Consider the following 26,279-nt stretch of genomic DNA (forward strand, 5'->3'; position numbering starts at 1 on the left):
TCTAGTGAAGTGCGACACTGAACTCGCGGGTAACGGCAGGCCGCCGCCTAGAATGGTGGTGGCTTAAACCAAGGGTGTTTTGAGCCAGGAAAGGTACTAGACGTGACGCTCAACAACGTTTCACTGACCAGCGACGCCGCATTGGACACCTGGATCCAGCGCGAAACCATGGCGGAAACAATGATCCCGCTCATCGGCCGCCTCTACCGCGAAAACAACGTGATCACCAGCATTCACGGCCGATCGCTGATCAACCAGTCGGTCATCAGCCTCGTGAAGGCACACCGTTTTGCCCGGCAAATCGATGAGGTTGAGCTGCCCCTCACCGAAACCCTGCCACTCCTGGAAACCTTGGTAACCCTCCAGCTTGGTGCTGCCTCCCTGGACCTGGCCCGCCTCAACGCCGGCTTCAAGGCCTCCGGCGAAACCAACCTGGAAACGTTCCTCCGCACGGAGCTGGCCGACGTCGTCGACCGCTTCGGCGCAGACGAGCGCACCAGCACCGACGTGGTCCTGTACGGCTTCGGCCGCATCGGCCGCCTGCTGGCCCGCATCCTCATCGAGCACTCCGGTGGCGGCCACGGCCTGCGCCTGCGCGCCATCGTGGTCCGCAGGGGCGGCGACATGGACCTGACCAAGCGGGCCAGCCTGCTGCGCCGCGACTCCGTCCACGGGCCCTTCACCGGCACCATCACGGTGGATGGGGACCGCAACATCATCCAGGCCAACGGCACCTCCATCCAGGTCATTTACTCGGACAATCCGTCGACCATCGACTACACCTCCTACGGAATCCATGACGCTCTTGTCGTGGACAACACGGGCCGCTGGCGCGACGAGGAGGGCCTGTCCCAGCACCTGCAGAGCAAGGGCGTGTCCCGCGTCCTGCTGACCGCCCCGGGCAAGGGTGCGCTGAAGAACATTGTGCACGGCATCAACCACGGCACCATCCTGCCCGAAGACAAGATCGTCACAGCAGCCTCCTGCACCACCAACGCCATCACGCCCGTGCTCAAGGTCTTGAACGACAAGTACGGCATTGTCCACGGCCACGTGGAAACCGTGCACTCCTTCACCAATGACCAGAACCTCACGGACAACTTCCACAAGGGCAACCGCCGCGGCCGCTCCGCCGCGCTGAACATGGTCCTGACGGAAACGGGCGCCGCGAAGGCCGTGGCCAAGGCACTGCCCCAGCTCGAGGGCAAGCTGACAGGCAACTCCATCCGCGTCCCCACCCCCAACGTGTCCATGGCCATCCTGAACCTGACGCTGGAAAAGGGCACCACCAAGGATGAAGTCAACACCTACCTGCGCGACATTTCGCTGAATTCGGGCCTGCGCAAGCAGATCGACTTCATCGATTCCCCCGAAGTGGTCTCCACCGACTTTGTGGGATCCCGCCGCGCCGGCATCGTGGACGGGCTCGCCACGATCAGCACAGACAAGAACCTGGTGCTCTACGTCTGGTACGACAACGAATTCGGCTACAGCTGCCAGGTGGTGCGCGTCATGGAGGAAATGGCCGGCGTCCACCCGCGCCAGTTCCCCGCCGTCGACGGCGCTGCGGCACCCGTCGCCGTCCCGGCCCGCGCACTGGTGTAGCGTCAGGCACCCAGGGTGCGCGGCCGCCGTCGTTCCTTCACGGACGACGGCGGCCGCGCACCTTTTGCTTTTGGCCCGCCCCTTTCGCCTGTAGCGTCTCCAGGCCTCCCCAGGCTCGCTGCGCTCGCTCGGGGCCCCTCGGCCTGTAGCGTCTCCAGGCCTCCCCAGGCTCGCTGCGCTCGCCCGGGGCCCCTCGGCCTGTAGCGTCTCCAGGCCTCCCCAGGCTCGCTGCGCTCGCCCGGGGCCCCTCGGCCTGTAGACTTAGCCCTTGGATAGGGCAGCTGGGCAACCGCGCGCCGCGCAAGCGGCTCGAGGAACGTCCGGGCTCCGCAGGACAGGGTGGTGGGTAACGCCCACTCGGGGTGACCCGCAGGAAAGTGCCACAGAAAACAGACCGCCCGCACGGCCCCGGCCGGCGCGGGTAAGGGTGAAACGGTGGTGTAAGAGACCACCAGTTCCCCAGGCGACTGGGGAAGCTAGGTAAACCCCACCCGGAGCAAGGCCAGACAGGGCATGGTTGAGGGCTGTCCGCCCGAGTGCCTGGGTAGGCTGCTAGAGGGCGCCGGCAACGGCGTTCGTAGATGGATGGTTGCCTCTCCGCCGCGGGAAACTGCGTCGGATGACAAAACCCGGCGTACAGGCTGCCCTATCCTTTCACATTGCGCAACGCCTGGAGGTGGCGCGGGCGCGCGGTGCGTAGACTTGCGGGCATGCTGATACGACAGGCAAACGCCGCCGACTGGCCCGGAATCTGGGCCGCCATGGAGCCCACCATCCGCGCCGGGGAGACATACACCTACCCGGTCGATTCCACCGAGGCCGCCATGCACGCCGCCTGGCTCCCCGCCCCTGAACAAGCCCCTGCCATGCACGACGCCGGCGCCCCCGCGCGCGTGAGCCGCACCTTCGTGGTCACGGAGGAAACAGGGGGTGGCGCCCCTCCCATGGTGGTGGCCACGGCCCAACTGCACCCCAATTTTCCCGGTGCCGGCAGCCACATCGCCAATGCCGGGTTCATGGTCCACCCCGACCACGAAGGCAAGGGCTACGGCCGCCTGCTGGCCCACCACGTGCTGGATGCCGCCCGTGCAGACGGCTACCGCGGCATGCAGTTCAACGCGGTGGTGGAGTCCAACACCGGGGCCGTGTACCTGTGGGAGTCGCTGGGCTTCGACATCATGACGACCATTCCCGGCGCCTTCGACCACCCGTCGCTGGGGCCCGTGGGGCTGCACATCATGTTCAAGTTCCTGGCCGGCTGACTGTTTCCCTCCGGGCCTGCGATGCGGCGCGGGTTGTGGATGACTCGGGGTGTGGATAACTTCCTGCACAGGCCCGGCATGGCGCCTAGACTCGTACGATCAACGAAATTTTGCCGCGCCGTCCTGGCCCCGCCGTCGGACGGAGGGACGGTGAAGCCGGACAGGGATGGGGTGAGGACGGCGGATGTCCAGGCATGCGGTGCAGCTTCCCCCGCCCACCCGCGGCTGGCGGCGCGGCCCGCAGCGGGGCCCGCGGCGTAGCCGGCAGCGCGGCCCGCAGCGCGGGATGGCCGGGCGGCAACGCAGACCAGCCAGCCAGGCGGCGCGGCTGATGCAGGCAGCCTCTGCACTGGCCGTGCTCCTGCTCGTCATGGTGGCCGGTTGGCTGCACGCCAGCGGGCGGTGGCCGTTCGAGCCCAACCCGGGGCCGCCGCCCGTGTTCACCACTCCGCCGCCGGGACTGGGACGGCCCGTGGTCTACGTGGGGCCCGCCACCGCCCTGGCCACCCTGGAAACCCTGCCGGTGAGGGGCAGGGCTCCCAAGACGGGTTATGACCGCAGCGCTTTTGGCCAGGCGTGGCTGGACGCCGACGCCAACGGCTGTGACACCCGCAACGACATCCTGCGCCGGGACCTGGACAAGGCCGTCCTTGTGGCCGCCACGCCGTGCCAGGTGGCGTCTGGCACGCTCAAGGACCCATATACGGGCTCCGACATCCATTTCACGCGGGGCGCGGACACCAGCGGAGCTGTGCAGATAGACCACGTGGTGGCGCTGGGCAACGCCTGGCAGACGGGGGCCCAGCAGCTCACGGACGTCCAGCGCCAGAGCCTGGCCAATGAACCCTTGAACCTGCTGGCCGTCGATGGCCCGGCCAACCAGGAAAAGTCCGACGGCGACGCCGCCACCTGGCTGCCCCCGAACAAGCGATTCCGGTGCCAGTACGTGGCCCGGCAAGTGTCAGTCAAGGCAGCCTACCGGCTGTGGGTCACTCCCGCGGAAAAGGCTGCCATGGCCCGCGTGCTCGGCACTTGTCCGGGCGAAAAGACGCTTCCATCGGGCTTCAAGGGCGGCCCGTAGCGGTCCCCGGGGGACACACCCATTGAAACATTTACGGCGGTGATGGCCAGCCGCCGGAATCGGTGCGATGATGCCGGTATGAGCGAATCAGACTTCACCAACCCGATGCAGCTGGCCCACGACAACCTGGAGGAGGCCAACCGTCAATTGGCCCAGGCCACGGCGGATTTCAACGCCGGCGCCATCACCCAGGAACGCCTGGACCAGATCCACGAACTGCGCGACACCGCCGCCGCAGACGTCAACCGCGTGGCCAAGGAAAACTAGGCACCGGCACCGCAGCCGGGGCCTACTCCCGGGTGGTGCCGATTTCCGCCAGCGCCAGGTCCGGGTAGTTCTTTTCCACGCGGCGCATGGCCCAGATGTCGTTGAACAGTGCCAAATACTCCCCGTCGCTGCGCTCAAGCACCTCAGCGCCATGGACGGAGCCCAGCGTGGCTGTTGCGTCCGGCGTCGTCAGCCTGGCCAGGGAATAGGGGAGGCGCTCCAGGCGCATGGGGGCGTTGAAGTCGTGGTGCATGCGGTCCTCGACCACCTCAAACTGCATGGGCCCGACGGCGGCGAGCACGGGGGCCTGGTCGCCGCGCAGGTCCGATCGCAGCACCTGGATCACGCCCTCGTGCTCCAGCTGCTCAATGCCGCGGCGGAACTGCTTGTACTTGCTGGGATCCTTGGAGCGGGCCACCTGGAAGTGCTCTGGGGCAAAGAGCGGGATGGCCGGGTACTCCACCGGCTCCTCCACGTACAGGCTGTCGCCCACCCGCAGGGCCGAGGCATTGACCAGCCCCACGACGTCGCCCGGGAACGCTGTGTCGATCACCTCTCGTTCCCGCCCAAAAACCTGCTGGGCGTACTTGGTGGCGAAGGACTTGCCGGTGCGGCCCTGGGTCACCACCATGCCGCGCTCGAACTTGCCGGAGCAGACCCGGATGAATGCCACGTGGTCGCGGTGGGCCTGGTTCATGCCTGCCTGGACCTTGAACACGAAACCGGAAAATGGCGCCTCCACAGCCCGCGTGCCGCCGGAGACATCGGGGCGCGGAGCTGCCGGGGGAGCGTAGTCCACCAAGGTGTCCAGGATCTGCTTCACGCCAAAGTTCAGCGCTGCCGAGGAAAACAGCAGCGGCGTGGCCGCACCCGAGTAGAACGCCTCCAAGTCCAGGGGGGAATCGGAATCGACCACCAGCGACGCCTCCTCGATGGAATCCTGCCAGGCGTCGCCCTCGGAATCGGCGGCTTGTTCCGGTGTCAGGTACTGGGTCAGTGCAATGTGGGCGCCGGAACTGTTGCGCGCAAACTTGGCGAACTCGTTGCGCTGGATGTCCCACACGCCGCGGAAGTCGCCGGCGATGCCAATGGCCCAGGTCAGCGGCATGGGGGTGAGCCCGGTGCGCTCGGTGATTTCGTCCATCAGCTCCAGGGGGTCCAGGCCGGGGCGGTCCCACTTGTTGATGACGGTGATGATGGGCAGCTTGCGCTGGCGGCACACCTCAAACAGCTTCATGGTCTGCGTTTCCAGCCCCTTGCCCGCGTCCACCAGCATGACGGCGCAGTCGACGGCGGCCAGCACACGGTAGGTGTCCTCGGAGAAGTCGGCGTGGCCGGGCGTGTCCAGGAGGTTGATGACGGTGTCCCGGTAGGAGAACTGGAGGGCTGCCGAGCTGATGGAGATGCCGCGGTCCTTTTCCATCTGCTGCCAGTCGGAGACGGTGTCCTTGCGGTTTGACTTGCCGTTGGTCGCACCCGCCGTGCCAATGACCTTCGCGTGCAGTGCCAGCGCCTCGGTGAGCGTGGACTTGCCGGCATCCGGGTGGGAGATGACGGCAAAGGTGCGGCGGCGGCCCGCCTGGCCGGTGATTTCAGTGGCGAGGGCGGGGGTGGGGGCCGGTAGGGACACAGGACTACTTTCTGGCGGAAAAGGAAATTCGTGGCAGGCATGCCGGAAGCCGGGGCAAAATGCCAACTCCCAAGTTTACCGCAGGGCTAGTGGGGCAGGGGCATGTACCCGAAACCGAGCTGCCACGTGCCGCCCGCGTCGATGCGGTCCAGCACCACCTGTTGCAGCGCAGTGGTGCGCGGCAGCGCAGCAAGGTTCTCCATGCTGCGCGTTCGGAACGTGAAGTAGACGGCGTCGGTGGGTTCATCGCGCGGGGTGCCGTAAGGGGTGAAGAGCCCGGCAAAACGGGCAATGTTCGACTCGGGGGCCAGGTGCGCCGCCAGGTACGGGTCCAGCAGCCAGGATTCGCAGTTGGCCACGGCAACTGGCCGGTCCGGAAAGTGCGTGGCAAGGAACGGTCCGGCCGCGGCCAGGCTCCCGGCAACCACCTGCACGCCCAGCCCGCCGTCCTCGGGGATGTGGATCCCCGCGACCCACTCCCCGGGAGCCACGCCGGGAATGCCGGCGGCGGGCTGGTGGAGCAGGAACTGCAGCCGGCCCAGCTGGAAAATCCGGCCGGCGAAATGGTGGGTGAGCCACTTGTACGTGTCCATGCCGAAGTGGCCGTGTACGCGGCGGTTGATGGCCAGGTTGCGGCCAAAGTCGGCCAGGGTGTCCCGCGTGACGGCGTCGGGAATGTCCCGCTCCGCGTGCCAGTGCTGCAGGGCCGGGACAAAACGGAGCATGGCCTCCAGCCATGGGCCCTCCGCCGTCGGCAGGCCGCCGGAAGGCTCAGCTGCCGGCACCGGTGCGCCCAGTTGGGAGTCCAGGTAGTCAAGAACGACGGCGGCCTCCGGGCTGATGTCCCCCTCAAGCAGGGCCAGGCACCCGGCCCGGTCCTCCGCCGCAACCCCCAGATAGTCGAAGGTCAGCTCGGTGGACAGTGCGGTGTGCGGCATCATTCCCCCAGCCTACCGAAAGTCAGTGGCCGAAGGGGTCCGGGTCCACGCCGGGCATCCAGCTCAGGCCCGGCACGCCCCAGCCGCGTTCCTTGCGGGCCCGCTTGGCCTTGCGGGCGTAGTGGTCATTGAGCCGGTCCACGTACAGCTTGCCGTCCAGGTGGTCGTATTCGTGCTGCATGCAGCGGGCAAACCAGCCCGTGGCCTCAAAATCGAGGGGGCCGCCGTCGGCGTCAAAGCCGCGCACCCGCACCCACTCGGCCCGCTTGAGCGGGAAGTCGATGCCAGGGACGGAAAGGCAGCCTTCCAGCTCCTCGTCGGGGTCCGGGCTCTTCCCGGAAATTTTGCCCAGCGTGAGCGTGGGGTTCACCAGCACGCCGCGGCCGGGGACGCCGTCGTCGTTTTCCATCTGGTACGTGAAGATGCGCAGCCCCACGCCGATTTGGGGTGCGGCCAGCCCCACGCCGTGGGCGGCGTCCATGGTCTCGAACATGTCAGCCACGAGGGTTTTGAGGGCGCCGTCGAACGCCTGGACCGGCTCGGCGCGGCGGTGCAGCACCGGTTCGCCCAGGATGGTCACGGGGAGGATGGTCATGGCGGGTCCTTTCCAGGGGTGGCTCCCCGGGCGGCGGGGGAATGAAAAACACCCCGATCAAGTGACCGGGGTGTTCCGTGTTCGCAAGGAACACCATGGGGTGAGATACGGGGGTTGAACCCGCGACCTCCTGGACCACAACCAGGCGCTCTGCCAACTGAGCTAATCCCACCATGAGCCGCCGTCGTGCAGGCACACACCTGAAGTGCATCCTGCGCTTTGGGCAACGACGACTAGTCTACCCGGTCTTCCCGGTGGTCATGACCAAAACCGTGGGATTGGGCAAAAATGTGGTCCAGATCGCATTTTTGCCCAGCGGCAACCGCGCAGCCACGCGGATTCCGGTGCTAAAACTTGGCGGCAATCTTCTTCGCGGTGTCCGAATCCGGCCCGGGTGCGGGCACAAAAACGGCCTCCCGGTAGTACTTGAGCTCGTTGATGCTGTCCTTGATGTCGCCCAGCGCGCGGTGCCCGCCGGTCTTGGCGGGGGACTGGAAATAGGCTCGGGCGTACCAGCGCCGGGCCAGTTCCTTGATGGTTGAGACGTCAATGACCCGGTAGTGCAGGTGCTCCACCAGTTCGGGCATGTCGCGGGCCAGGAACACCTTGTCCGTGCCGATCGAGTTGCCGGCCAGGGGAGCCTTGTTGGGCACCGGCACGTGCTCCTTGATGTAGGCCAGCACCTGGGCCTGGGCATCCTCCATGGTGGTGCCGGCGTCGAGCTCGTCAATCAGCTTCGAGGTGGTGTGCATGTTCCGCACGAAGTCGCCCATCTGGGCCAGGGCCTCCGCCGACGGCTTGATGACCACATCCACGCCGTCGCCCAGAATGTTCAGCTCGGAGTCCGTCACGAGCGCCGCCACCTCGATCAGGGCGTCATTGACGGCATCCAAGCCTGTCATCTCACAGTCAATCCACACAATGCGTTCATTTGTAATAGGCACCCGTCCAATGTACCGCGAACCCGCATGCGCCCCGGCAGCGCTGGTAAAATCGCAGGGCCACCATCCGCGTGGCAGCCACGCATGTTTTCCAAGGAGACCCCATCAGTACCACGCCGGCCGGAGACTTCCGTTGAGCGCGGCACCGCGCGCTGCCGGTTCCGTGGAGACGGGCGGGATCCGCCCGTGGGTTGCGTTGCTGGAAGGGTTCGCCGGCTCCCTGCTGGTCCTGGCGGGCTCCGTGGGTGTCGGGTGGATTGCCAACGGTTCGCCCATGATCCGAAACCCAATCGTCATAGCCATGCGGACCGACGGTACGGCCGTGCTGGCCTCCACCATCATGCTCACGCTCGGCGCCATGGTGCTGTTGCGTTCGTGGCTGCGGCTGGGCCAGCGCCTGCACGGCTGGGGCCCCGGCTCACTGCGCCACGTGGTCCGCGCGGTCGTGGCCTGGGGTGCCCCTTTGCTGGTGGCCGTCCCCATCTTTTCCCGCGACGTGTATGCGTACACCGGGCAGGGGCGGCTCATGGCGGAGGGCCTGAACCCGTACACCACGGGCATTTCGGCGCTGAGCAACTGGTTCATGCTGGGCACGGACCCGTCCTGGGCCGAGAACCGCACACCGTATGGCCCGCTGTTCCTTTGGCTGAGCCGGTGGGTGGTGGCCGTCACGGGGGCCCAGCCCGATGTGTCCGTGCTGTTGTTCCGCGTGCTGGCCTGCATCGGGGTGGCCCTGTGCGTGTACTTTGTGCCCAAGCTGGCGCAGCTGCACGGCATCAACGGCGCCCGGGCGTTGTGGCTGACGGCTGCCAACCCGCTGTTCCTCATTTCCTTCGTGGCCAGCGCCCACAACGACGCCCTCATGGTGGGGCTGGCCGTGGCCGGCATCTACTACGCCGCCGTGAGGAAGCCGCTGCTCGGAATTGTGTTGGTGACGGCGTCCATTGCGGTCAAGCCGATCACCATTGTCCTGCTGCCGTTCATCGGACTTCTCTGGGCCGGCTCCGCCGCGGGCTGGAAGCGGAAGCTCGCGTGCTGGGCCGGGACGGCAGCCCTGTCCGCGGCCCTGCTGTTCCTGGCCGGACTGCCGCACGGCCTGGGCTTCGGCTGGACGTGGGCGCTGTTGGACACCACGCCCGGGTACACGGGCTATTCGCCGTCGGGATTTGGCGGCCAAATGGTGGAACTGGCAGGCAACGCCCTGGGCCTGGACGGGGGAGCCATGGGGGACGGCTTCCGGAAGCTGCTGACCCTGGCCAGCATGGCTTTGGCAGCCTGGCTGGTGCTCTTCGGCAACCCCAAGCGGGTGGTGCGGCGCCTGGCGTACGCTTTCGCCGCCGTCGTTCTTCTGGCCCCCATCATCCAGCCGTGGTACGTGCTGTGGTTCCTGCCGTTCCTGGCCGCGACGGGCATTCGGAACAACTGGCAGGTCAAGGTGCTCTATGTGGTGGTGGGGTTCTTTGTGGTGTTTGGCGCCCAGGACCAGGTTTTTGTGTGGAACTTCGTGGTGCTGCCCGTCTCCGCCCACGCGTTGTCGTACTGGGTGGCCCTGGCGGCCGTGGCCTACCTGCTGCTGCTCGACGTCCACACGCGCAGGCTCGTGTTCAACCGCCCGCCCGTCGCCGTCCCGCCGAAATAGCGGATCCGCACCGCCCTTCCGCCGAGTTAGCGGATCCGCACCGCCCTCTTGCCGAGATAGCGGATCCGCGTCGAGATGGGCCAAATATTTGGCGGGGTTTCGGCGCTTATCCGCTACCTCGGCGCGTTCGGCGGTCACTTCATGCCGCCCTTGCGCAGCGCGGCCAGCAGGCGGCTTTTGAAGACGCGTTCGTTGAACAGATCGTTCCAACCGATTCGGATGACTGTCCACCCCTGCTCGATCAGGACGTTTTCCCGGCGCCGCTCCTCGCGAAGGACCTCCGGTGTGGGCCTGTAGTTGAAGTACTTTCCCTCGCCGTCGAATTCGAGGATGACCTTGTATTGCGGCCAGGCAAAGTCGGCGCGGTAGCCACCCAGGCGGGTGGCTAGCGGGAATTGCAACACCGGAGGTTCAATGTTGCAGGTGGCGATCAAGTCCCGAGTCAGGGATTCGCCGGCGGATTCTGAACTGGCGCCGGCGAAATCCAGTGCGGCCCGGAAGATCCGGATGCCGCGGTGGCCGTCAAAGGCGGCCGCCTCGCGTTGCAGCACCGCCCGCGGAATTCCGGTGCGCAAGGCATGGTCCATGAGGATCAGGGCCTGCTTGTAGTTCATGGTCAGCGCACAATCCACCGAGGTGCGCACCACATTCGTCAGCGTGACCCCGTCGATTTGCGTGCACTCTGAGTCCAGCAGCGGGCGGCAGTGGATCCTGACGTCGGGTGCCCGCCCCACGGTTGATTGCTGGGCCGGGAGTGTCAGGTGGATGAATTTGTCTGCCCGCCACAGTGGCAGCCCGTGAAGCCGCGCCGCCGATGCATGGCTGTAAACGGACCGTGCCCAGGAAGACGATACCGCGGCGTGGGCGTGCAGCAGGATCGCCAGCCGGTCCTGGCCGCGGGGATCGAATTTGTCCCAGTATTCTGCCCGGACATAGCAGCCGTGGCGGGCCCTGATGAGGACGCGTGCGCGCACCAACGCGGCTATGGAGGCTGCGTTAAGGCCCATTTCATTGAGTTGGCGGGTCCGCCAGGCGTGTTTGTTGCCCGGCAGGCTGTCGGCTGGCAGCGTTGCTGTGGGCGGGCCCGCACTGTCACGGTTGCTGTGGGCTGTGCTGTGGCCGGTGCTCTGGCCGGCGGCCGGCACCAGCCGCACAGTTCGGGCGCCGTCAGCTGGCGGAGGTGGTGTGTCGGAGTAGTTTGGCTTTGGCGAGGAGTTCATGGATCCAGCCTGACGGGACGCGCAAAGCCGCAACAGCCCCAAACGGTGATCTGTGGATAACGTGCGGCTGCCGCCCATTGGCCGAGGCAACTTTTCCCGAAATAGCGGGTCCGCGTCGAGACTCGCCGAGATGTGGGCTGGTCTCGTGGCGGACCCGCTATCTCGGCGCCGGGGAGGTGGCGGGATGGCGCGGGGGAGGCGTAGGGGAGGCGTGCGCGGGGAGGCGTGTGAGAGGTGTGGGGGAGGTGTGCCGGATGTGGCGGACCCGCTACTTCGGCGCGGGGGACGGCGCGGGGGCGCTGGAGGGTTTCCGGCCCAACTCCGCCGTCCGCCGCACGGACCACACCAGCAGCGTCACCAGCAGCACGTTGCGGATGGTGAGCACGGCCGCCATGATCGGGTTCGCGTGGATGAGGGGGGTGTAAAACAGCGGGTAGATCACAAAGGTGGTGAACGCGATTCCCATGAGCAGCGTGGCGGGGATCTTCCAGCGGTCCCAGTTGTGCGTGAGCCCGGCAATGACCACGGGTGCCAGCCAGATGATGAACTGCGGGGACCCCACCTTGTTGAACACGATGAACGCCGTGACCATCAGCAGTGACCCCTCGAGGAGGAGTTCCTCGCGTTCGGCGCCGCGGCGCAGCGCACGGATCATGATCAGGGCGCCCGCCACGGCCGCAATGATGAGCAGCGGCTGCATGAGCAGGGCGGCCAGCGGGGCGCCCGGCCCGTACACTTCCGTGGAGTTGATGGCGACGTTGTCCGCAATTTTGGACCCGCCCAGGTGCAGCACGCTCAGCCACACCCACGGGGTGGAGAACGTGGCCTCGAGCTGCATGCCGCGCTGGCCCTGGTTGACGGCAAAGTCGAGCAGGTGGGGCCCGGCGCCGGAAAGCACAGTGGCCCCTGCGACCACGGCGCTGACCACCACGCCTGCCACCAGCACCTGCAGCCGCCGCGCGCTGGCGATCAACAGGGGGGCCACGACGGCGGCCGGCCAGACCTTGATCCACGTCGCCACGGACAGCAGCACAGCCGCCACCACGGGACGGTCCGCCGCGTAGAGCAGCGCAATCAGCACAATGGACGTGGTGATGCCCTCCACGCGGGCGAAGCTCAGGTAGCCCATGAACACGGTGAAGCCCAGCCAAAACCAGGCCGGGGCGATGCCGCGGCGGGAACGGGTGCCGCGCGTCAAGTACGCCAGCCCAACGGCGTCAAGTGCGGTCAGGATCAGCGTCCAGCCGAGCAGGTACAGGTGCGGGCCAAAAATGTTGGCGGCGAAGATGGGCACCTGCGCCAGCACGGGGTACACCCACGGGCTGATGGCGCCGTGCAGCTCGGCCGGGTTGTAGCCCAGCAGCGCCCATTCGCGGTACTGCTCCGTGTCGCTGAACGTGTCGCCGTGGACGAAAAAGGAGAACATCCACGCCAGGAAGTACAGGTGGACGGCCGCGAAGCCCCACCACACGCTGGCGGGCGTGCGGAACCAGGCCAGCACGGCGGGCGGGAGCAGCCGGTTCCGAAGCGACGTGGCGCGGTCCAGGACCCGGTCGAAAAGTGGCGTGGAAATCTCAGGACTCCTTGGCACCGGCGGGGGCGCCGGCGTCGTGCTTGGAGGGAACGGCGGAAGGCCGCCGGCCCAGCTGGAACAGCCCGCGCACCGACCACACAAACAGCACCACCAGCATCAGGTTGCGCAATGTGAGCACGCCGGCCATGACGGGGTTGTTGTGCGAGAGGGCGTCATAAAACAGGGGGTAAACCACAAAGGTGAGCACGCCGATGGCAATGAGCATGGCCGCCGGCACCCGCCAGGCCTTCCAGCTGTAGGCCAGCCCGACGGCGACGGCGGGGGACAGCCACACCATGAACTGCGGGGAGCCCACCTTGTTGAACACGACAAACGCCGTGGCCAGTGCCAGCGCCCCCAGCAGGAGCAGCTCGGTGCGGTCGGCGCCGCCGTTGCGCTTGCCGGTGTGCAGGGCCCAGAAAATGAGCCCGGCCACCAGCAGTGCGGCGGCCACCAGCAGTGGCTGCATCAGCACGCTCATGACCTGGGTGCCGGGCCCGTCGACCTGCATGGAGTTGATGTCCTGGTTCATGTACATCCGCGCCCCGCCCAAACCCATCACGCTCATCCACAGCCAAGGAGTGGTAAACGTAGCCTCGAGCTGCATGCCGCGGTCGCCCTGTTGGAGCAGGAAGTTCAGCAGCTTTGGCAGCGACTGCATGGACAGTGCCAGGCCCACCACCAGCACAGTCACCAGCACGCCGGCAAGGACCACCCGCACCCGGTGTTTCACCACCGTGAAGAGGGCAAGAACGACGGCGGCCGGCCAGACTTTCATCCACGTCGCCGCGCTCAGAATGGCCGAGGCAAGGAACGGCTGGGCCACACCCAGGGACAGGGCGATGAGCACCACGGGGGCCGTAAAGCCGTCCACGCGCGCAAAACCGAGCCAGCCCAGCAGGCCGGTGAAGCTAATCCACCACAACGCCGCCGGAATGGCCTGGCGGCGCCGGCCCCAGCTGGTGAGCTTCGCCACGGCCAGGAAGTTCAGGAAGGTGATCATCAACACCCACAGGAACAGGAACGGGGCGTTGCCAAACACGTGCGCCACCGCCATGGGGAGCAGGGCCAGGATGGGATAGACCCACGGGCTGGGTCCGGTGATGCGGGTTTCGTCAAAACCCACGTCCACCCACGAGCGGTAAATGAAGGTGTCGCTGAACGCCTCGCCGCGCAGGGAAAGGATGCCGGCAAAGACCAGGAAGAACAGGTGGACGGCGGCAAAGACGCTCCACATTCCCTGGGGGGACTTCAACCAGGCGAGGGCAGGTGCCGGCAGGATTCGGTCCCGGGTGTGGGAGAGGCCGGCAAAGAATTTGTCCGTGGAGATGGTTGGGTCCTTCTCAAGCGTGGTTGGGTAGACTGCCAAGATAAGGTGCCCCTTGGCTTTACCATGTTAGCGCAGCCCGCTGTTTGCCCACGGGCCGCCCGGTGCGCGCCGGTGCCCACAGGGCAAACGGATTGTGCATGCCACTGATTGTTCAGGAGAAGAGTATTTGACCAGCCCGGAGGTTGCCGAGCTCGAGACGAGGAGTCCGGTGTCAGCCGCGGAGCCAGTGCACAGGGTGACCGCCAGGTCCGCGGTGTGGCAGGGCTTTGCCGGCTCCGTGATGTTGTTGCTCGGCTCCTTGGGCGTTGGCTGGATGGCTACGGGCAGTTCCCCCCTGATCCGCACCTGGCTGTTCATCCTGGCCAGGACCACACCGGCCGCCGTCATCACCTGTACCGTGCTGCTGTGCGTGGGCGCGCTGCTCATGCTGCGGGCTTGGCTGCGCCTGCGCCAGCACCTGGAGGGCTGGGACCCCTCGTCGCACCGGGTGCTGGTCAAGGCCCTTGCCCTGTGGACCGCCCCCATGATGGCCGCGCTGCCGCTTTTTAGCCGGGACTCCTACGCCTACATTGGCCAGGGCAGGCTCATGCAGCAGGGCCTGGATCCCTACACCAACGGCATTTCGGCGTTGAGCAACTACTACAACCTGGGGCCGGACGCGCTGTGGACCGAGGCCCCCACCCCGTACGGGCCGATCTGGCTGTGGCTGGAGCAGGCCGCCGTCGGGCTCGCCAACGGCAGCCCCGAACTGGCCCTGATACCGTTCCGCCTGGCCAGCCTGCTGGGCGTGGTGCTGCTGGCCGTCTACGTGCCGCGGCTGGCGGCGCGGCACGGCCTGAACCCGGAGCGGACCCTGTGGCTGGTGGTGCTCAACCCGGTGCTACTGATCAACTTCATCGGCAGCGTCCACAATGATTCCCTGATGCTGGGCCTGGTGGTGGCAGGCATCTACTACGCGTCCGCCAAGCATCCCGTGGTGGGAATTGTGCTGGTGACCCTGTCCATAGCCATCAAGCCCATTACGCTGATTGCGCTGCCGTTTGTGGGCCTCCTGTGGGCCGGCTCGCAGGCGGGCTGGCTGCGCAAGTTCGGGCTGTGGGCTGCCACGCTTGCCATTTCCATGGGGATCATGGCCGCCATGGGGGTGGTCAACGGGCTGGGCTTCGGCTGGCTGGCCGCCCTGAACACTCCGGGCGCCGTGTGGATCTGGTACGCCCCGGTGGGCCTATTCTCCCACACGGTGGGCTTCGTGGTGACCCTGCTGGGCGGGGGCGCGGCAGGGGGAGTGGTGACCGGCGTCATCCAGGCCGTCGGCCAGGGTGCGTCCATCCTGGCGGTGGTGGCCCTGGCACTGGTGAAGGTGCGCCCGCCGCGGGCGGATGGTTGGCGGGCGGACGCCGTGGACGACACCCGCTACAGCCGTGCCGCCATGCGCCGGATGGCCTGGGCGTTTGCGGCGGTGGTGCTGCTGGCGCCCATGATCCAGCCCTGGTACATGCTCTGGCTGCTCGCGTTTTTTGCCGTCACAGGTGTCAAGGACGGCTGGCCCCTGCGTGTGGTGTATTTCCTGTCCGTGTTCTTCACGCTGATTGCGCTGACCGACCAGCTGAGCGTGTTCCAGTGGATCCCCGTGGTGCTGGTTCGCGGCGTGGCCATTGGTGTTGGGGTGCTGGGGGCGCTGTGGATCATGCTGTGGGACAGGAAGGTCCGGGGGCTGTTCCGGCCGTCCGTGGCTGCCCGGGACGAGGAGCGCGACGCCGCGGCCGAACGGCCGGTGGCCGCCCGTCGCGGCGCCGTCAACCCAGGTGCTTGAGCGCCTCGCGCCGTGACAGCGGGCTGAGCCGGGCGCGGTACCGGCCCACGAAATCCAGCACCCAGTCCGGATCGGTTCGTGCGTATTGCCGCAGGGCCCAGCCAACCGCTTTCCGGATGAAGAACTCCGGCTCCGCCAAGTTGGGCACCAGGACATCGTGCAGCAGTTCCGTGTCCGTTGCCGACTTGGCAGGCAGCTGGGAAATGATGGCTGCCCGGCGGAACCAAAAATTCGCATGCGTGCTCCACTCCCGCAGCAGCGGGTCCATGGCTGCCCGTTCGGCCAACAGCAGCCCGGCGAGCCTGGGCGCCACTGAATCCACGTAGTCCCACCACTGCCCCTGGCCAATGACTGCCGTGTAAAACGGCAGGAAGCCCAGCTCGCCCCGGGCCATGCGCGAGTCCGTGAGCATGATGGCCGCGTAGTGCTCCTCCCGGTATTCCGCCCCGGCCCACAGCGCCTGCGCCGTGGCCAGCAGTTCGGGCGGGCCCGTGAATCCGTGCTTGCGGGCCAGGGCGCGCACGGCCTGGCGCACCACGGGGGACGGCACGCCCAGGAACGGCATCGCCGACTTCATATAGGCCGCCATGCCAGCTGCCTTCCTCGGCACGGCCAGCCCCTCAAGGGCGGGGCGCAGGGAGGCGAGGAAGGCGGTGTTTGGGGCGGCGGCGCGGTCGGTCATGGGGACAGCTTAACCGCCGCCGGCCGGGGAGCGCTCCGGCTGATGGACGACGGCGGCGCGCCGTGCCGGGCTTCCGCCGCGGGAAGGGGTCTACCATGTGTATTCCATGGAGCCCATTGGCGTGGAGTTGGTCGAGGAAGTGGTGGCGCAGCTGCGCGCAGCCGGATGCGTCTATGCCGAGGAGGAAGCCGGCATCCTCCTGGAGGCAGCAGGGGATTCCACCATCCTGGCAGGCTTGCTCCGCCGCCGTGTGGCCGGGGACCCGCTGGAGCACATTGTGGGCTGGGCCGGGTTTTGCGGGCTGCGCATCAAGGTGGCGCCGGGGGTGTTTGTGCCGCGTCGAAGGACAGAATTCCTGGTGGCACGGGCGTTGGAAGTGCTTGGGACGGCGCCGGCCGGCTGTTTCCTTGACCTGTGCTGCGGCAGCGGTGCCGTGGGCACGGCGCTGGCCGCAGCCCTGCCCGGCGTCGGCGTCCACGCCGCGGACATTGACCCCGCCGCGGCGGCCTGTGCCATGGAAAACCTTGCCCCCTACGGCGGACGCGTCCACTGCGGGGACCTGTTTTCTCCGCTTCCGGAGGACTTCCGCCATTCCTTCATGGCCATTGTCGCCAATGCCCCCTACGTGCCGGAAGACGACATTGCCTTCATGCCCCCGGAAGCCAGGCTTCATGAACCCGGGGCGGCCCTCAACGGCGGGCCGGACGGCCTGGCGCTGCACCGGCGCATCGCGGCGGAGGCTCCCGGGTGGCTGCAGCCCGGCGGCTGGCTCCTGCTGGAGACCAGTGCCAGGCAGGCCACACGGACCTTGGGGATCTTGGAACAGGGAGGCTTTTCGGCCACCGCGGCGCACAGCGGCGAGGTGGACGGCACAGTGGTGGCGGGACAGCTGCGCGGTGGTCGGGCAGCTACGCCAGCGCCTTGAGCAGCGAGTCGTAAACCCATTGCCGGTACCGCGTGCCCGACCAGCCGAAGGTGCCCCTCAAGGAGGCATAGGTGTCCGGGTGCCCGATCGTGAAGATGATGGCGGCAGCGTCGCCGTCGCCCATGCCGCCGGTCAGCCCGCCGCGCTCCCGGACGGCGGCGGCCGCCTCGCGGTAGTGCTCCATCCGCTGCCTGGCCCGGGCATCCCGCAGCTGCGCGACGGCGGGGTCGACGGCGGCCGCCTGGGCAATGGCCGTGAAAACAGCGCCGCTGCGGGGCAGCCCCTCGGCAAACCAGTCGGCCAGCACGCCCGCCAGGGCGGGGAAGTCGGCGGCCCGGGAGGTGCGTTCACGCATGAATTCGGGCACGGTTGCCGGGGCGTTGGGGCCGGCGACGGCGGCGTCCAGGACGGCCGAAAGGAGGGCAGGTTTGTTCCCGACGGAGTTGTAGATGGTCTGGACCGCCACGCCCGCGGCCGCCGCGATGGCCCCGATGGTGGTGGACACATAGCCCTGGGTGAGGAACAGTTCGCCAGCCGCCTGGACAATGTCGAGGCGGGTTTGTGCCGCCTGCAACTCGCGCCGTCCCGCGCGGCTGGATGATCCTGCTGTGCCAACCATGAATCTAGAATAGCATTCCACTCACTGGAAGCGTATTCTAATGAAATCACAGGGCCACGGAGTCGCAGGAGGCGCATCATGGCTGCACGGGACACAGGCGGGACCATTGTCATCGGGGCGGGGCAGGCGGGGCTGGCCACGGCGTTCCACCTGGCCCGGCTGGGAGTGGAATGCGAAGTGCTGGAAAGGGGCGTGCCGGGGGAATCCTGGCGGCACCGCTGGGATTCGCTGAAACTGTTCACGCCTGCCCAGCACTGCAGTCTGCCCGGCCGGCGGTTTCCGGCGCCGCGGGGGAGTTTCCCCGCCAGGGACCAGACGGTGGCATACCTGCAGGACTATGCCGCAGAACTGCCGGTCACACCGGGCGTAACGGTGACCGCCCTTCGCAGCTCGGGCAGTGGGTTTGAGCTTGACACCTCCAGGGGAACCCGGTCTGCTGCACGGGTGGTGGTTGCCACCGGCGCCACTTCCGTGCCGCGGATTCCGGAGCTGTCACGGGAGCTGGCCCCCGGCCTGTGCCAGCTCCACAGCTCGGACTACCGCAACCCCGGCTCGGTTCCCCACGGTGGCGTCCTGGTGGTGGGCAGCGGCACCTCCGGCGTGCAAATTGCCATTGAGCTGGCCGAAACGCGTGAGGTGTGGCTGGCCGGAAAGGCGCCAGTCCACGTTCCCGATCCCCTGCTTAAGTACGCTGGTGCCCTCTACTGGCAGTTCATTCACCGCGCACTGACCCGGCGTACTCCGCTGGGCAGGAAGCTGGCACCCAAGGTGGTGGCCCATGGCGCCCCGCTGATCTCGGTGTCGACGGCGGATGCCGAACACGCCGGCGTCGTTCTGCTGCCACGCTTTGAGGCCGTTACCGACCGTGGCCTGCCTTCCTTCGCGGGGCGTCCCGCCCCGGCCATCTCAACGGTTGTTTGGGCCACCGGTTTCAGGCCGGACTATGCCTGGATTGCCGGACTGGAACGCGACGGGAACGGCTGGCCGCTGACGGACAGGGGTGCTGCGGCCGGGCTGCCAGGGCTGTTCTTTGTGGGGTTGCCGTTCCAGTTTGGGCTGACGTCCCCATTGTTGGGCGGGGTGGGGCGGGACGCCAGGCATGTGGCCGGACGGGTTGCCGCTGCACAGCAGGCCGTGTGAAGTTGCCCCCGTCAGGACGATAATGGGGTCATTCCAGGCAAGTGGCATGGATGGAAGCAGGGGGCAATGGAATCCCGATTCGGCAGGGGCGCCGTGATTGTTGGGTTGCTGCCGGCCCAGGACCCGGCTGTCCTGCTGTGTGCCGCCGAACTGGCTGCGGCAACGGGGGTCCGGCTGGCCGGCGCCTATGTTGACCCGGCCAGCTACCTCATTGAGTGGGACCCGGACGGAAATGTCGACGGCAAGTCGCTGGACCCCGCCCTTGACCCGGAGGACGACGCGCTGCAGGCAGCCCATGAACTCGAGGCCTTGCTCCGCGGCGCGGCAGGTGCGTGCGGCGTGGAGTATTCCTTCCGCACACTGGGCGGTGACCCTGCCATGGCACTGGGCCGCCTGGCCGCTGCCATGTCCGCCTCGGCAATAGTTGTCGGGACGCGCAGGCCCGGCGTGGCGGCCGGCGTCAGCGAGCTCGTGGGCGGCTCCGTGGCGCGGAAACTGTTCACCACCCAGCACGTCCCCGTGGTGGTGGTGCCGCGAACCGGGGTCAAGGCGGGCCACCAGGGCTGAAGCCCGGCAAGCAGGACTGAAGCCCGGCAAGCAAAGGCCCGGTGCCGGCGTCGTTGGCAGGGGTGACGTCTGCGGCGGTCCTTTCAAAGCACGGGAATTCTGGCTAGCCTCGGGAGGGACCGACCGACACACAATGAGGAGCCATCCGTGAGCCTGCACAAGCACCACCCCCAGCATGACGCCATTGTTTTGGACCCGGCATTCGACGGCGGCGTGGGGTCCATTCCCAAGCACAGGCTGCCCCGCGGCACCCAGGATGCAGACGCCGCCCAGCGATTTGTCCGGGACGAGCTCATGCTGGACGGCAATGCCCGCCAGAACCTGGCCACCTTCGTCACCACCTGGATGGAGCCGCAGGCCGCCGCACTGATGCAGGAGTCGTTGGAAAAGAACATCATCGACAAGGACGAGTACCCGCAGTCGGCCGAGATTGAGCGGCGGTGCGTGAACATCCTGGCCAATCTGTGGAACGCGCCGGCGCCCACCGGGGGAGCGGATGCCGTGGGGTGCTCCACCACCGGCTCCTCGGAGGCCGCCATGCTGGCCGGAATGGCGCTGAAGTGGCGGTGGCGGGCGCGCCGGGAGGCCGCCGGGCTGGACACGGCGAAGCCCAACCTGGTGATGGGTGCCAATGTGCAGGTCTGCTGGGAGAAGTTCGCCCGCTACTGGGACGTGGAGGCGCGCCTGGTCCCACTTGACGGGGCGACCCACCTGACGGCCGCGCAGGCCGCCGCTGCCTGTGATGAAAACACCATCGGCGTGGTGGCCGTGCTGGGCTCCACGTTTGACGGCTCCTATGAGCCCGTTGCTGAAATGGCCGCAGCCCTGGACGAACTGCAGTCCAGGACAGGGCTGGACGTGCCGCTGCACGTGGACGCTGCATCCGGAGGCTTCGTTGCCCCGTTCCTGGACCCGGAGCTGGTGTGGGACTTCCGCCTGGATCGGGTGAAGTCCATCAACTCCTCCGGCCACAAGTACGGCCTGGTCTACCCGGGCGTGGGCTGGGTGCTGTGGCGCAGCACCGAGGACCTCCCCAAGGACCTGATCTTCAGCGTGGACTACCTGGGCGGGTCCATGCCCACCTTTGCGCTGAACTTCTCCCGTCCCGCAGCCCAGGTCATCGCGCAATATTACGTGCTGGTCCGGTACGGCTTTGACGGCTACCGGCGCATTCAGCAGCGCTCGCGCGACATTGCCGGCGCCATTGCCGACGGCGTGGGGCGGCTGGGGCCGTTCACCCTCCTCAGCCGCGGGGACGAACTGCCCGTCCTCGCCTTTAAGCTCACCGCGCCGGACGGCTGGAGCGTGTACGACCTCTCGCACGAGCTGCGCAGCTTCGGCTGGATTGTGCCTGCCTATCCCATGCCGGAGGGGATGGCGGATGTGGACGTGCTGCGGGTGGTGGTGCGCAACGGCTTCACCTTTGACCTGGCGGAGTCATTGCTGGTCGATATGGGCAAGTGCGTGGACAGGCTTTCCGGCGCCGCCAAGCGGGCTGTCGCCTTCCACCACTAAGCTGTGCGGCGCCGGCACAAAAAAGTTGTTGACAACGCTTTTCGGCGGGTTTAGCTTTAAATAATCAACCAACTGGTTGATAAACGAATTAGTTGATTATAGGCAGTGGACACATGCAGGACACCGGACCTTACGACGACCGCCTGGACAGGGCCTTCCTGGCCCTGGCCGACCCCGTCCGCCGCAGCCTGGTGGCCCGGCTTTCACGCAGTTCGGCCACGGTGAACGAGCTCGCCGAACCGTTCCAGCTGAGCAAACAGGCCATTTCCAAGCACATCCAGGTGCTGGAGAAGGCAGGCCTGATCACCAGGACCCGGGACGGCCAGCGCCGCCCGTGCCACCTGGCACCGGCCGCCCTGGAGGAGCTCACCTCCTGGATCGACGGTTATCGCCTGGCTGCGGAGGCGCGCTTCAGGGCGCTGGATGGGGTCCTGGCCGCCATGAGAACTGCCCCGCCGCCAAACAAGGAAACACGGAAAGAAGTTGGGAAAGATGACTAGCCAAAACACCCTCGTTGTCACCGCCGAGCCGGGCGTGCCCTTCGTGGACAGCTTCCGTGAGGTGGATGCCCCGGTGGCGGACGTGTTCCGCGCCTACACCGACCCGGCCCTGGTGGCCCAGTGGATGGGGCCGCGGGAACTGACCATCGAGATCATTTCCTGGGATGCGCGCATTGGCGGAACCTGGGCGTACACCCACACGGATCCAAGCGGCAACGCGTACGGGTTCCGCGGCGTCTTCCATGACGTCACCCCCAATGCAGGCATTGTGCAGACGTTTGAATACGACGGATTCCCCGGCCACGTCAGCCTGGACCGAGTGGTCTTCGAGGACCTGGGCGGGCGCACCCGAATTGTCAACCACACCACGTTCCAGACGCAGGAGGACCGCGACGGCATGGTGGCCTCCGGAATGGAGCGGGGCATGTCCGAAGGCTACGAACGCCTGGAGGAGCTTCTCACCGGCAAGTAGGGGGGCTACCCCTGGGCAACCACCGTGGCCAGTTTCGCCAGGCCCTTTTCAAAGTCGCCACCCACCAGCTTGTCCATGTTCATGAACAGCATGAAGACCTTGTTCAGCCCCTTGCTTTCCCCGTCCATGGCCCAGGTGACCCGGGTGCCGGAACCTTCCGGGGCGAAGGTGAAAGTGATGGGGTTCAGGGCCTTCATGGGCTTCGTGAACTCAAGCCGGATGGCAATGCTGGCGGGCTCCGACGCGTCGGTGATTTCCATGGTGCCGGCACCGGCCTTGCCGTTGCCCTTCCAGGCGTACTTGGCGCCCACGCCCTTGACGGGCCCGTCATAAGTGCGCGTCATCGAGGGGTCGATGGTCTCCCAGGGCGACCACTTGACCCATTCGCGGAAGCTTTCGACAAACGGGTAGATGGCCTCGGCGGGCGCCTGGATGAGTGCGCTGCGGGTGACGTTGAATGATGACATGCGCCCATACTATGCGCCGTGCGCGCTGTGCAACAGACGGCCGCCCCGCGTGCCTGAAAGCCGGCCTGCGGTGTTGCTTCGACGCCGGAAGGTGCAGGATGGGACCATGGGCTACGACGACGGCGGTGTTATGGGCGGGGATCGGGATCACCTTGGCGCCACAGCGCACCCGAACGGGCTGCGGCCGCACCCGTGGCACCGCTTTGTGGCCCTGGGGGATTCGTTCACCGAAGGCCTGGGCGATCCGGAACCAGGCAGCCCGGGCGGCTTTCGCGGCTGGGCGGACAGGGTCGCGGAGGAACTTAGTGCCAGCCGGGAAGACTTTGCCTATGCCAACCTGGCCGTTCGCGGGCTGCTGCTCCGGCAGGTGTTTGACCGCCAGCTGGCCCCCGCCATCGCCTTGCATCCCGACCTGGTTTCCATCCAGGCCGGCGGGAACGACCTCCTGCATCCCCGTGCCGACCCGGACAAGCTGGCTGACGTCGTCGAGGGTGCCGTGGTGGAGCTGCGTGCGCTCGGGGCCACCGTGCTGGTTTTCGTGGGGCCGGATTCGGGCAGGTCCACTGTCATGGGCCAGTTCCGGACCAAGATTGCCATCTTCAATGAAAATGTGCGCAGCATTGCCGAACGCCACGACGCCGTGGTCGCAGACCTCTGGGCCATGACCGAGCTCCACGATCCGCGCATGTGGAGTCCGGACCGGCTTCACCCCTCAGCCATGGGCCACCATGCCGTGGCGGCCATGGTCCTGGACACGCTTAATGTTCCCCATTCCATGGTGCCCCAGCAACCCAAGCCGCTGCCTGCGCGGAGTTGGCGGGAGGCGCGGGCCGGGGACCTGGTCTGGGCACGGGAGTACTTTGTGCCGTGGGTGCTGCAGGGCCTGAAGAACCGCTCCCACAGCGACGGCTTCCAGGCGAAGAGGCCCATGCCCGGACCAATAACGGGGCCGGCAGGCGGACCGCTCTTCGGCAACCCCGTCCCGCCCGGCCCGGAGGCCGAAAGTTAAGGCATGGTGGCGCCGTGAAAAGATTCCTGGCCCGCTGGCGGCGTGAATTGCGGGGCACCTTCAGCGCCAACTCGCCCGCCATTCCCCAATGGGAGCTGGACCTCGAGCACGGGAACGACGGCGGCTACTTCGGCCCCGACTCCGCCGCCTGGGCCGTCCACGGATCAACGGCAACCCTGGTGGCCGGCATCCAGTCCCTGCTCATCCAATCCCTCCACCCCGGAGCCATGGCCGGCGTCCACGACCACTCCGACTATGCCAGGGAACCCCTCTCCCGGCTGGCCGGGACCATCCGCTGGATTTTCACGCTGACCTACGGCGACACGGCCGCCGCGCAGGCTGCCTGCTCCCGGGTGCTCAAAATCCACCGCCACATCACCGGCAGCTACACCACGGCCGCGGCGGAGGAGGTGCAGTACAGTGCCAATGACCCTGACTTGCTGCGATGGGTGCACCTGGCATTCATCGAGGCGTTCCTTGCATCCAGCCGGTACGTGGGTGGCCCCATGCCGGGAGGGCCGGATTCCTATGTGGCCGACTGGGCAGTTGCAGGCCATCTCATGACAGTAAACAATCCGCCGCTCACGGAACGCGAACTTCACCGGCAGCTGGCGGCCTTCACCCCGGAACTGCGTTACGACCACCGCGTTGCGGACACCGTGGCCTTCCTGAGGAACCCGCCGCTGCCGCGCTCGCAGCAGATGGGCTACAGGATTCTCTTTGCCTCTGCGGTGGCGGCCATGGCTCCTGAATACCGTGCCCTGCTCCGCCTGGACACGCCCAGGGTGGGAAGGGTCCGGCTCCCGGTGAGGTCGGCTGCGAAGGTGGTGCTCGGGGTCGTGCGGTGGGGGTTGGGAACGCCCGGGCCCAGCGAACGGTCAGCCCGGGCCCGCAGGCGACGCCTGGGCCTGGACGGGACTGAAGCCAACTAGGCCACAGCGCGGCCCACGCGCCGGCCGGCTGCGGCGGGCCTATACGGCGTCGAGCTGGTGAACGTTGCGGGAGAGGTAGATGTGGTTGTCGTCCACCCTGTCAATGGCACTGAGCGGGGCGAAGCGGCTGCCGGACCACACGCCGTGGCCGGCAATTTTGACGAAGCCGGCGCGGAACAGGCGCGAGGACATTTCCTTGGGCACGCGCGGTGTGGCGCCGAAAATGGCGGTCAGAATCAGGTTGATCGGGTCCTGGGTGGAGACGCTGGCGGCTTCCTCAAAATCAGCGATTTTCGCGTTGGCCGGTTCCACATGGCTTACCTTGCCAATCTGGCGTCCCTCCGAGTCAATAACCAGCATGCCCTTGATGACGTGGTCGTAAGTGATCATTTCGACACCCTCCTTGAACTCTTAGTTGAACTATAGCTCCACGAGGGTAAAAGTCCCCTGAATGTTCATGCCAATTTTGCAACGGCGGAAAGCGGTGGACATTTCTCACAGGAGACACGCAATTTCCGTGCTGTCCGCGCCCAGCAAGGGGCAATTTACTGGAGAAGCCAGGCAAGGGCCTGACGGAATTAAGGAGTACCGGTGAGCCAAGAAGCACCAGAGAATGACGCTGCGGGCCGGGTGCCTGACGCGCACGACGGCGGCGCCCGACTATACAACCCGCCCACCCAGGCGCTGCCCAGCACCGGCCAGCCCCCGGGCGCCCAGTTCAGCGCGGCCGGCCCCGGAACGCCCCCTGTCTGGCGGGGCACCAACTCCACCATGGCTGCGCCGCTGAAGAAGAGGTGGTGGACCATCCCCAAGGTGATCATTGCCGGGGCCATCGCCGTGCTGCTGTCAGGCGGAGTGGGCGGCGCCGTCGGCTACGGCATCGGCCAGGCAAGCGTCCCGCACCACGGCTTTGGCCAATCCGGCCGGCTCCGCTACGGCCACGGCGGATTGGGCAACGGCACCATTCCCGGGCAGGGCGCCACGGGCGGAAACGGGTCCGGCAGCAATTCCGGGTCCGGCAGCAGCAACCCCTGAAACTTCCTGCGGGGCAGTGCACTGGCACTGTTCCGCAGGATGCCACCCGGCTAGCCTTGGAGAATGAAAAGTAGGGGCAAACCGCCCCCGGCCCTGGGAGGAAACCATGTTGGCAGGCAGCCGTGCATTTAGCGGATATTCGGTGGACGACGTCGGAACGGTCCGGGACTTCTATTCCCGCACCCTGGGCCTGGACGTGGGCGAGGACCACGGGATGCTCAAGCTGAACCTGGCCGGCGGAGGCCAGGTGCTTCTCTACCCCAAGGGGCCGGCCCACGTGCCGGCGACATTCACGGTGTTGAACTTTCCCGTGCCGGACGTTGATTCCGCCGTAGAGGCACTTGCCCAGGCCGGGGTGGCCTTTGAACACTATGAGGGCACGCCTGCTGAAACCGACGACAAGGGCATCTTCCGTGGCGGCGGGCCGCTGATCGCCTGGTTCAAGGACCCCGCGGGGAATGTCCTCAGCGTGGTCCAGGAATAGGGGCCGCAGGCCGGGCAGGCCTGCGGCGAGCCTGGGTC

At 67.0% G+C, this 26,279-nt stretch carries 27 protein-coding genes, 1 tRNA gene and 1 other RNA gene; 17 read left to right on the plus strand and 12 right to left on the minus strand.

Annotated features, from left to right (window positions below; translation table 11 throughout):
• Positions 1 to 102 precede the first annotated feature (102 nt).
• The 5 genes from LPN03_RS06085 (at position 103) to LPN03_RS06105 (ending at position 4,215) form a co-directional block, all read left to right on the plus strand.
• On the plus strand, positions 103 to 1,605 hold the full coding sequence (locus tag LPN03_RS06085; protein WP_262453531.1) for a glyceraldehyde-3-phosphate dehydrogenase: 1,503 nt from the start codon (positions 103 to 105) through the stop codon (positions 1,603 to 1,605).
• Between the two features lie 273 nt (positions 1,606 to 1,878).
• An RNA gene (rnpB, locus tag LPN03_RS06090) (RNase P RNA component class A) lies at positions 1,879 to 2,258 on the plus strand.
• Between the two features lie 57 nt (positions 2,259 to 2,315).
• A complete protein-coding gene (locus LPN03_RS06095) occupies positions 2,316 to 2,867 on the plus strand; it encodes a GNAT family N-acetyltransferase (protein ID WP_262453532.1) in 552 nt (183 codons plus the stop codon).
• 286 nt (positions 2,868 to 3,153) lie between these two features.
• Positions 3,154 to 3,948: an HNH endonuclease family protein gene (locus LPN03_RS06100; protein ID WP_262453581.1), complete on the plus strand. Its 795-nt coding sequence runs from the start codon at positions 3,154 to 3,156 to the stop codon at positions 3,946 to 3,948.
• Positions 3,949 to 4,026: 78 nt separating this feature from the next.
• Entirely contained in the window at positions 4,027 to 4,215 is a 189-nt protein-coding gene (locus tag LPN03_RS06105; protein ID WP_165182362.1) for a hypothetical protein, read from the plus strand.
• Positions 4,216 to 4,237: 22 nt separating this feature from the next.
• On the opposite strand, the gene LPN03_RS06110 is transcribed toward LPN03_RS06105, so the two are convergent.
• The 5 genes from LPN03_RS06110 to orn all read right to left on the minus strand — a co-directional run bounded on the left by LPN03_RS06110 (position 4,238) and on the right by orn (position 8,322).
• The gene (locus tag LPN03_RS06110; RefSeq protein ID WP_165182361.1) at positions 4,238 to 5,845 is read right to left on the minus strand and encodes a peptide chain release factor 3; all 1,608 of its coding nucleotides are present in this window, start codon (positions 5,843 to 5,845) and stop codon (positions 4,238 to 4,240) included.
• 86 nt (positions 5,846 to 5,931) lie between these two features.
• On the minus strand, positions 5,932 to 6,786 hold the full coding sequence (locus tag LPN03_RS06115; RefSeq protein WP_262453533.1) for an acyltransferase domain-containing protein: 855 nt from the start codon (positions 6,784 to 6,786) through the stop codon (positions 5,932 to 5,934).
• A 19-nt stretch (positions 6,787 to 6,805) separates the two neighbouring features.
• The gene (gene def / locus LPN03_RS06120; protein ID WP_262453534.1) at positions 6,806 to 7,378 is read right to left on the minus strand and encodes a peptide deformylase; all 573 of its coding nucleotides are present in this window, start codon (positions 7,376 to 7,378) and stop codon (positions 6,806 to 6,808) included.
• Positions 7,379 to 7,474: 96 nt separating this feature from the next.
• Positions 7,475 to 7,550: transfer RNA gene (locus tag LPN03_RS06125), tRNA-His, on the minus strand.
• A gap of 175 nt (positions 7,551 to 7,725) precedes the next feature.
• Positions 7,726 to 8,322 carry an oligoribonuclease gene (gene orn, locus LPN03_RS06130; RefSeq protein ID WP_262453535.1) on the minus strand — a complete coding sequence of 199 codons (597 nt, stop codon included), beginning with the start codon at positions 8,320 to 8,322 and terminating at the stop codon, positions 7,726 to 7,728.
• A 130-nt stretch (positions 8,323 to 8,452) separates the two neighbouring features.
• On the opposite strand from orn, the gene mptB (LPN03_RS06135) reads away from it, so the two are divergent.
• Entirely contained in the window at positions 8,453 to 9,958 is a 1,506-nt protein-coding gene (gene mptB, locus LPN03_RS06135) for a polyprenol phosphomannose-dependent alpha 1,6 mannosyltransferase MptB (protein ID WP_262453536.1), read from the plus strand.
• Between the two features lie 134 nt (positions 9,959 to 10,092).
• On the opposite strand, the gene LPN03_RS06140 is transcribed toward mptB (LPN03_RS06135), so the two are convergent.
• The 3 genes from LPN03_RS06140 to LPN03_RS06150 all read right to left on the minus strand — a co-directional run bounded on the left by LPN03_RS06140 (position 10,093) and on the right by LPN03_RS06150 (position 14,081).
• The gene (locus LPN03_RS06140) at positions 10,093 to 11,178 is read right to left on the minus strand and encodes a DUF559 domain-containing protein (protein ID WP_262453537.1); all 1,086 of its coding nucleotides are present in this window, start codon (positions 11,176 to 11,178) and stop codon (positions 10,093 to 10,095) included.
• Between the two features lie 268 nt (positions 11,179 to 11,446).
• Positions 11,447 to 12,676 (minus strand): glycosyltransferase 87 family protein, encoded by a 1,230-nt coding sequence (locus tag LPN03_RS06145; protein ID WP_410468566.1) that lies wholly within the window; start codon positions 12,674 to 12,676, stop codon positions 11,447 to 11,449.
• A gap of 76 nt (positions 12,677 to 12,752) precedes the next feature.
• Entirely contained in the window at positions 12,753 to 14,081 is a 1,329-nt protein-coding gene (locus LPN03_RS06150; protein ID WP_262453583.1) for a DUF2029 domain-containing protein, read from the minus strand.
• A gap of 235 nt (positions 14,082 to 14,316) precedes the next feature.
• On the opposite strand from LPN03_RS06150, the gene mptB (LPN03_RS06155) reads away from it, so the two are divergent.
• Positions 14,317 to 15,894 carry a polyprenol phosphomannose-dependent alpha 1,6 mannosyltransferase MptB gene (gene mptB, locus LPN03_RS06155; protein ID WP_262453538.1) on the plus strand — a complete coding sequence of 526 codons (1,578 nt, stop codon included), beginning with the start codon at positions 14,317 to 14,319 and terminating at the stop codon, positions 15,892 to 15,894.
• Here the strand turns inward: mptB (LPN03_RS06155) and LPN03_RS06160 are convergent.
• Positions 15,878 to 16,576: a DNA alkylation repair protein gene (locus LPN03_RS06160; RefSeq protein WP_262453539.1), complete on the minus strand. Its 699-nt coding sequence runs from the start codon at positions 16,574 to 16,576 to the stop codon at positions 15,878 to 15,880. The genes mptB (LPN03_RS06155) and LPN03_RS06160 overlap by 17 nt on opposite strands.
• Before the next feature lie 106 nt (positions 16,577 to 16,682).
• On the opposite strand from LPN03_RS06160, the gene LPN03_RS06165 reads away from it, so the two are divergent.
• On the plus strand, positions 16,683 to 17,501 hold the full coding sequence (locus tag LPN03_RS06165) for a putative protein N(5)-glutamine methyltransferase (RefSeq protein ID WP_262453540.1): 819 nt from the start codon (positions 16,683 to 16,685) through the stop codon (positions 17,499 to 17,501).
• On the opposite strand, the gene LPN03_RS06170 is transcribed toward LPN03_RS06165, so the two are convergent.
• Complete coding sequence (locus LPN03_RS06170) at positions 17,485 to 18,120, minus strand: TetR family transcriptional regulator (RefSeq protein WP_262453541.1); 636 nt, start codon at positions 18,118 to 18,120, stop codon at positions 17,485 to 17,487. The genes LPN03_RS06165 and LPN03_RS06170 overlap by 17 nt on opposite strands.
• A 78-nt stretch (positions 18,121 to 18,198) precedes the next feature.
• Here LPN03_RS06170 and LPN03_RS06175 point away from each other — a divergent pair, with 78 nt between their 5' ends.
• The 5 genes from LPN03_RS06175 to LPN03_RS06195 all read left to right on the plus strand — a co-directional run bounded on the left by LPN03_RS06175 (position 18,199) and on the right by LPN03_RS06195 (position 22,314).
• Positions 18,199 to 19,260, plus strand: a complete 1,062-nt coding sequence (locus LPN03_RS06175; protein WP_262453542.1) for a flavin-containing monooxygenase — start codon at positions 18,199 to 18,201, stop codon at positions 19,258 to 19,260.
• A 66-nt stretch (positions 19,261 to 19,326) separates the two neighbouring features.
• A complete protein-coding gene (locus tag LPN03_RS06180) occupies positions 19,327 to 19,827 on the plus strand; it encodes a universal stress protein (RefSeq protein WP_262453543.1) in 501 nt (166 codons plus the stop codon).
• A gap of 147 nt (positions 19,828 to 19,974) precedes the next feature.
• The gene (locus LPN03_RS06185) at positions 19,975 to 21,342 is read left to right on the plus strand and encodes a glutamate decarboxylase (RefSeq protein WP_165182351.1); all 1,368 of its coding nucleotides are present in this window, start codon (positions 19,975 to 19,977) and stop codon (positions 21,340 to 21,342) included.
• Positions 21,343 to 21,455: 113 nt separating this feature from the next.
• On the plus strand, positions 21,456 to 21,842 hold the full coding sequence (locus LPN03_RS06190; RefSeq protein WP_262453544.1) for an ArsR/SmtB family transcription factor: 387 nt from the start codon (positions 21,456 to 21,458) through the stop codon (positions 21,840 to 21,842).
• Positions 21,835 to 22,314 carry an SRPBCC family protein gene (locus LPN03_RS06195; RefSeq protein WP_262453545.1) on the plus strand — a complete coding sequence of 160 codons (480 nt, stop codon included), beginning with the start codon at positions 21,835 to 21,837 and terminating at the stop codon, positions 22,312 to 22,314. Before LPN03_RS06190 ends, LPN03_RS06195 begins: the two co-directional genes overlap by 8 nt.
• Positions 22,315 to 22,319: 5 nt before the next feature.
• Here the strand turns inward: LPN03_RS06195 and LPN03_RS06200 are convergent, their stop codons facing one another.
• Entirely contained in the window at positions 22,320 to 22,781 is a 462-nt protein-coding gene (locus tag LPN03_RS06200; protein ID WP_262453546.1) for an SRPBCC family protein, read from the minus strand.
• A gap of 130 nt (positions 22,782 to 22,911) precedes the next feature.
• Here LPN03_RS06200 and LPN03_RS06205 point away from each other — a divergent pair, with 130 nt between their 5' ends.
• Both LPN03_RS06205 and LPN03_RS06210 read left to right on the plus strand, forming a co-directional pair.
• Complete coding sequence (locus tag LPN03_RS06205) at positions 22,912 to 23,790, plus strand: SGNH/GDSL hydrolase family protein (protein WP_262453584.1); 879 nt, start codon at positions 22,912 to 22,914, stop codon at positions 23,788 to 23,790.
• Positions 23,791 to 23,804: 14 nt separating this feature from the next.
• Positions 23,805 to 24,722 carry an oxygenase MpaB family protein gene (locus LPN03_RS06210; RefSeq protein ID WP_262453547.1) on the plus strand — a complete coding sequence of 306 codons (918 nt, stop codon included), beginning with the start codon at positions 23,805 to 23,807 and terminating at the stop codon, positions 24,720 to 24,722.
• Positions 24,723 to 24,761: 39 nt separating this feature from the next.
• On the opposite strand, the gene LPN03_RS06215 is transcribed toward LPN03_RS06210, so the two are convergent.
• The gene (locus tag LPN03_RS06215; RefSeq protein WP_262453548.1) at positions 24,762 to 25,112 is read right to left on the minus strand and encodes a hypothetical protein; all 351 of its coding nucleotides are present in this window, start codon (positions 25,110 to 25,112) and stop codon (positions 24,762 to 24,764) included.
• Between the two features lie 201 nt (positions 25,113 to 25,313).
• Between LPN03_RS06215 and LPN03_RS06220 the strand changes: the two genes are divergently transcribed.
• Both LPN03_RS06220 and LPN03_RS06225 read left to right on the plus strand, forming a co-directional pair.
• On the plus strand, positions 25,314 to 25,757 hold the full coding sequence (locus LPN03_RS06220) for a hypothetical protein (RefSeq protein WP_262453549.1): 444 nt from the start codon (positions 25,314 to 25,316) through the stop codon (positions 25,755 to 25,757).
• Positions 25,758 to 25,863: 106 nt separating this feature from the next.
• Positions 25,864 to 26,241, plus strand: a complete 378-nt coding sequence (locus LPN03_RS06225) for a VOC family protein (protein ID WP_262453550.1) — start codon at positions 25,864 to 25,866, stop codon at positions 26,239 to 26,241.
• Positions 26,242 to 26,279: the final 38 nt, after the last annotated feature.

The organism is Arthrobacter sp. A2-55 (assembly GCF_025548615.1).
Lineage (GTDB): Bacteria > Actinomycetota > Actinomycetes > Actinomycetales > Micrococcaceae > Specibacter > Specibacter silviterrae.

What these genes read in the sequence shown, in the direction of transcription:
- LPN03_RS06095 (WP_262453532.1), top strand. Translation starts at nt 2,316, where the DNA reads ATGCTGATACGACAGGCAAACGCCGCCGACTGGCCCGGAATCTGGGCC.
- LPN03_RS06100 (WP_262453581.1), top strand. Translation starts at nt 3,154, where the DNA reads ATGGCCGGGCGGCAACGCAGACCAGCCAGCCAGGCGGCGCGGCTGATG.
- LPN03_RS06105 (WP_165182362.1), top strand. Translation starts at nt 4,027, where the DNA reads ATGAGCGAATCAGACTTCACCAACCCGATGCAGCTGGCCCACGACAAC.
- LPN03_RS06115 (WP_262453533.1), bottom strand. Translation starts at nt 6,786, where the DNA reads ATGATGCCGCACACCGCACTGTCCACCGAGCTGACCTTCGACTATCTG.
- def (WP_262453534.1), bottom strand. Translation starts at nt 7,378, where the DNA reads ATGACCATCCTCCCCGTGACCATCCTGGGCGAACCGGTGCTGCACCGC.
- LPN03_RS06140 (WP_262453537.1), bottom strand. Translation starts at nt 11,178, where the DNA reads ATGAACTCCTCGCCAAAGCCAAACTACTCCGACACACCACCTCCGCCA.
- LPN03_RS06160 (WP_262453539.1), bottom strand. Translation starts at nt 16,576, where the DNA reads ATGACCGACCGCGCCGCCGCCCCAAACACCGCCTTCCTCGCCTCCCTG.
- LPN03_RS06165 (WP_262453540.1), top strand. Translation starts at nt 16,683, where the DNA reads ATGGAGCCCATTGGCGTGGAGTTGGTCGAGGAAGTGGTGGCGCAGCTG.
- LPN03_RS06170 (WP_262453541.1), bottom strand. Translation starts at nt 18,120, where the DNA reads ATGGTTGGCACAGCAGGATCATCCAGCCGCGCGGGACGGCGCGAGTTG.
- LPN03_RS06175 (WP_262453542.1), top strand. Translation starts at nt 18,199, where the DNA reads ATGGCTGCACGGGACACAGGCGGGACCATTGTCATCGGGGCGGGGCAG.
- LPN03_RS06180 (WP_262453543.1), top strand. Translation starts at nt 19,327, where the DNA reads ATGGAATCCCGATTCGGCAGGGGCGCCGTGATTGTTGGGTTGCTGCCG.
- LPN03_RS06190 (WP_262453544.1), top strand. Translation starts at nt 21,456, where the DNA reads ATGCAGGACACCGGACCTTACGACGACCGCCTGGACAGGGCCTTCCTG.
- LPN03_RS06195 (WP_262453545.1), top strand. Translation starts at nt 21,835, where the DNA reads ATGACTAGCCAAAACACCCTCGTTGTCACCGCCGAGCCGGGCGTGCCC.
- LPN03_RS06200 (WP_262453546.1), bottom strand. Translation starts at nt 22,781, where the DNA reads ATGTCATCATTCAACGTCACCCGCAGCGCACTCATCCAGGCGCCCGCC.
- LPN03_RS06205 (WP_262453584.1), top strand. Translation starts at nt 22,912, where the DNA reads ATGGGCGGGGATCGGGATCACCTTGGCGCCACAGCGCACCCGAACGGG.
- LPN03_RS06215 (WP_262453548.1), bottom strand. Translation starts at nt 25,112, where the DNA reads ATGATCACTTACGACCACGTCATCAAGGGCATGCTGGTTATTGACTCG.
- LPN03_RS06225 (WP_262453550.1), top strand. Translation starts at nt 25,864, where the DNA reads ATGTTGGCAGGCAGCCGTGCATTTAGCGGATATTCGGTGGACGACGTC.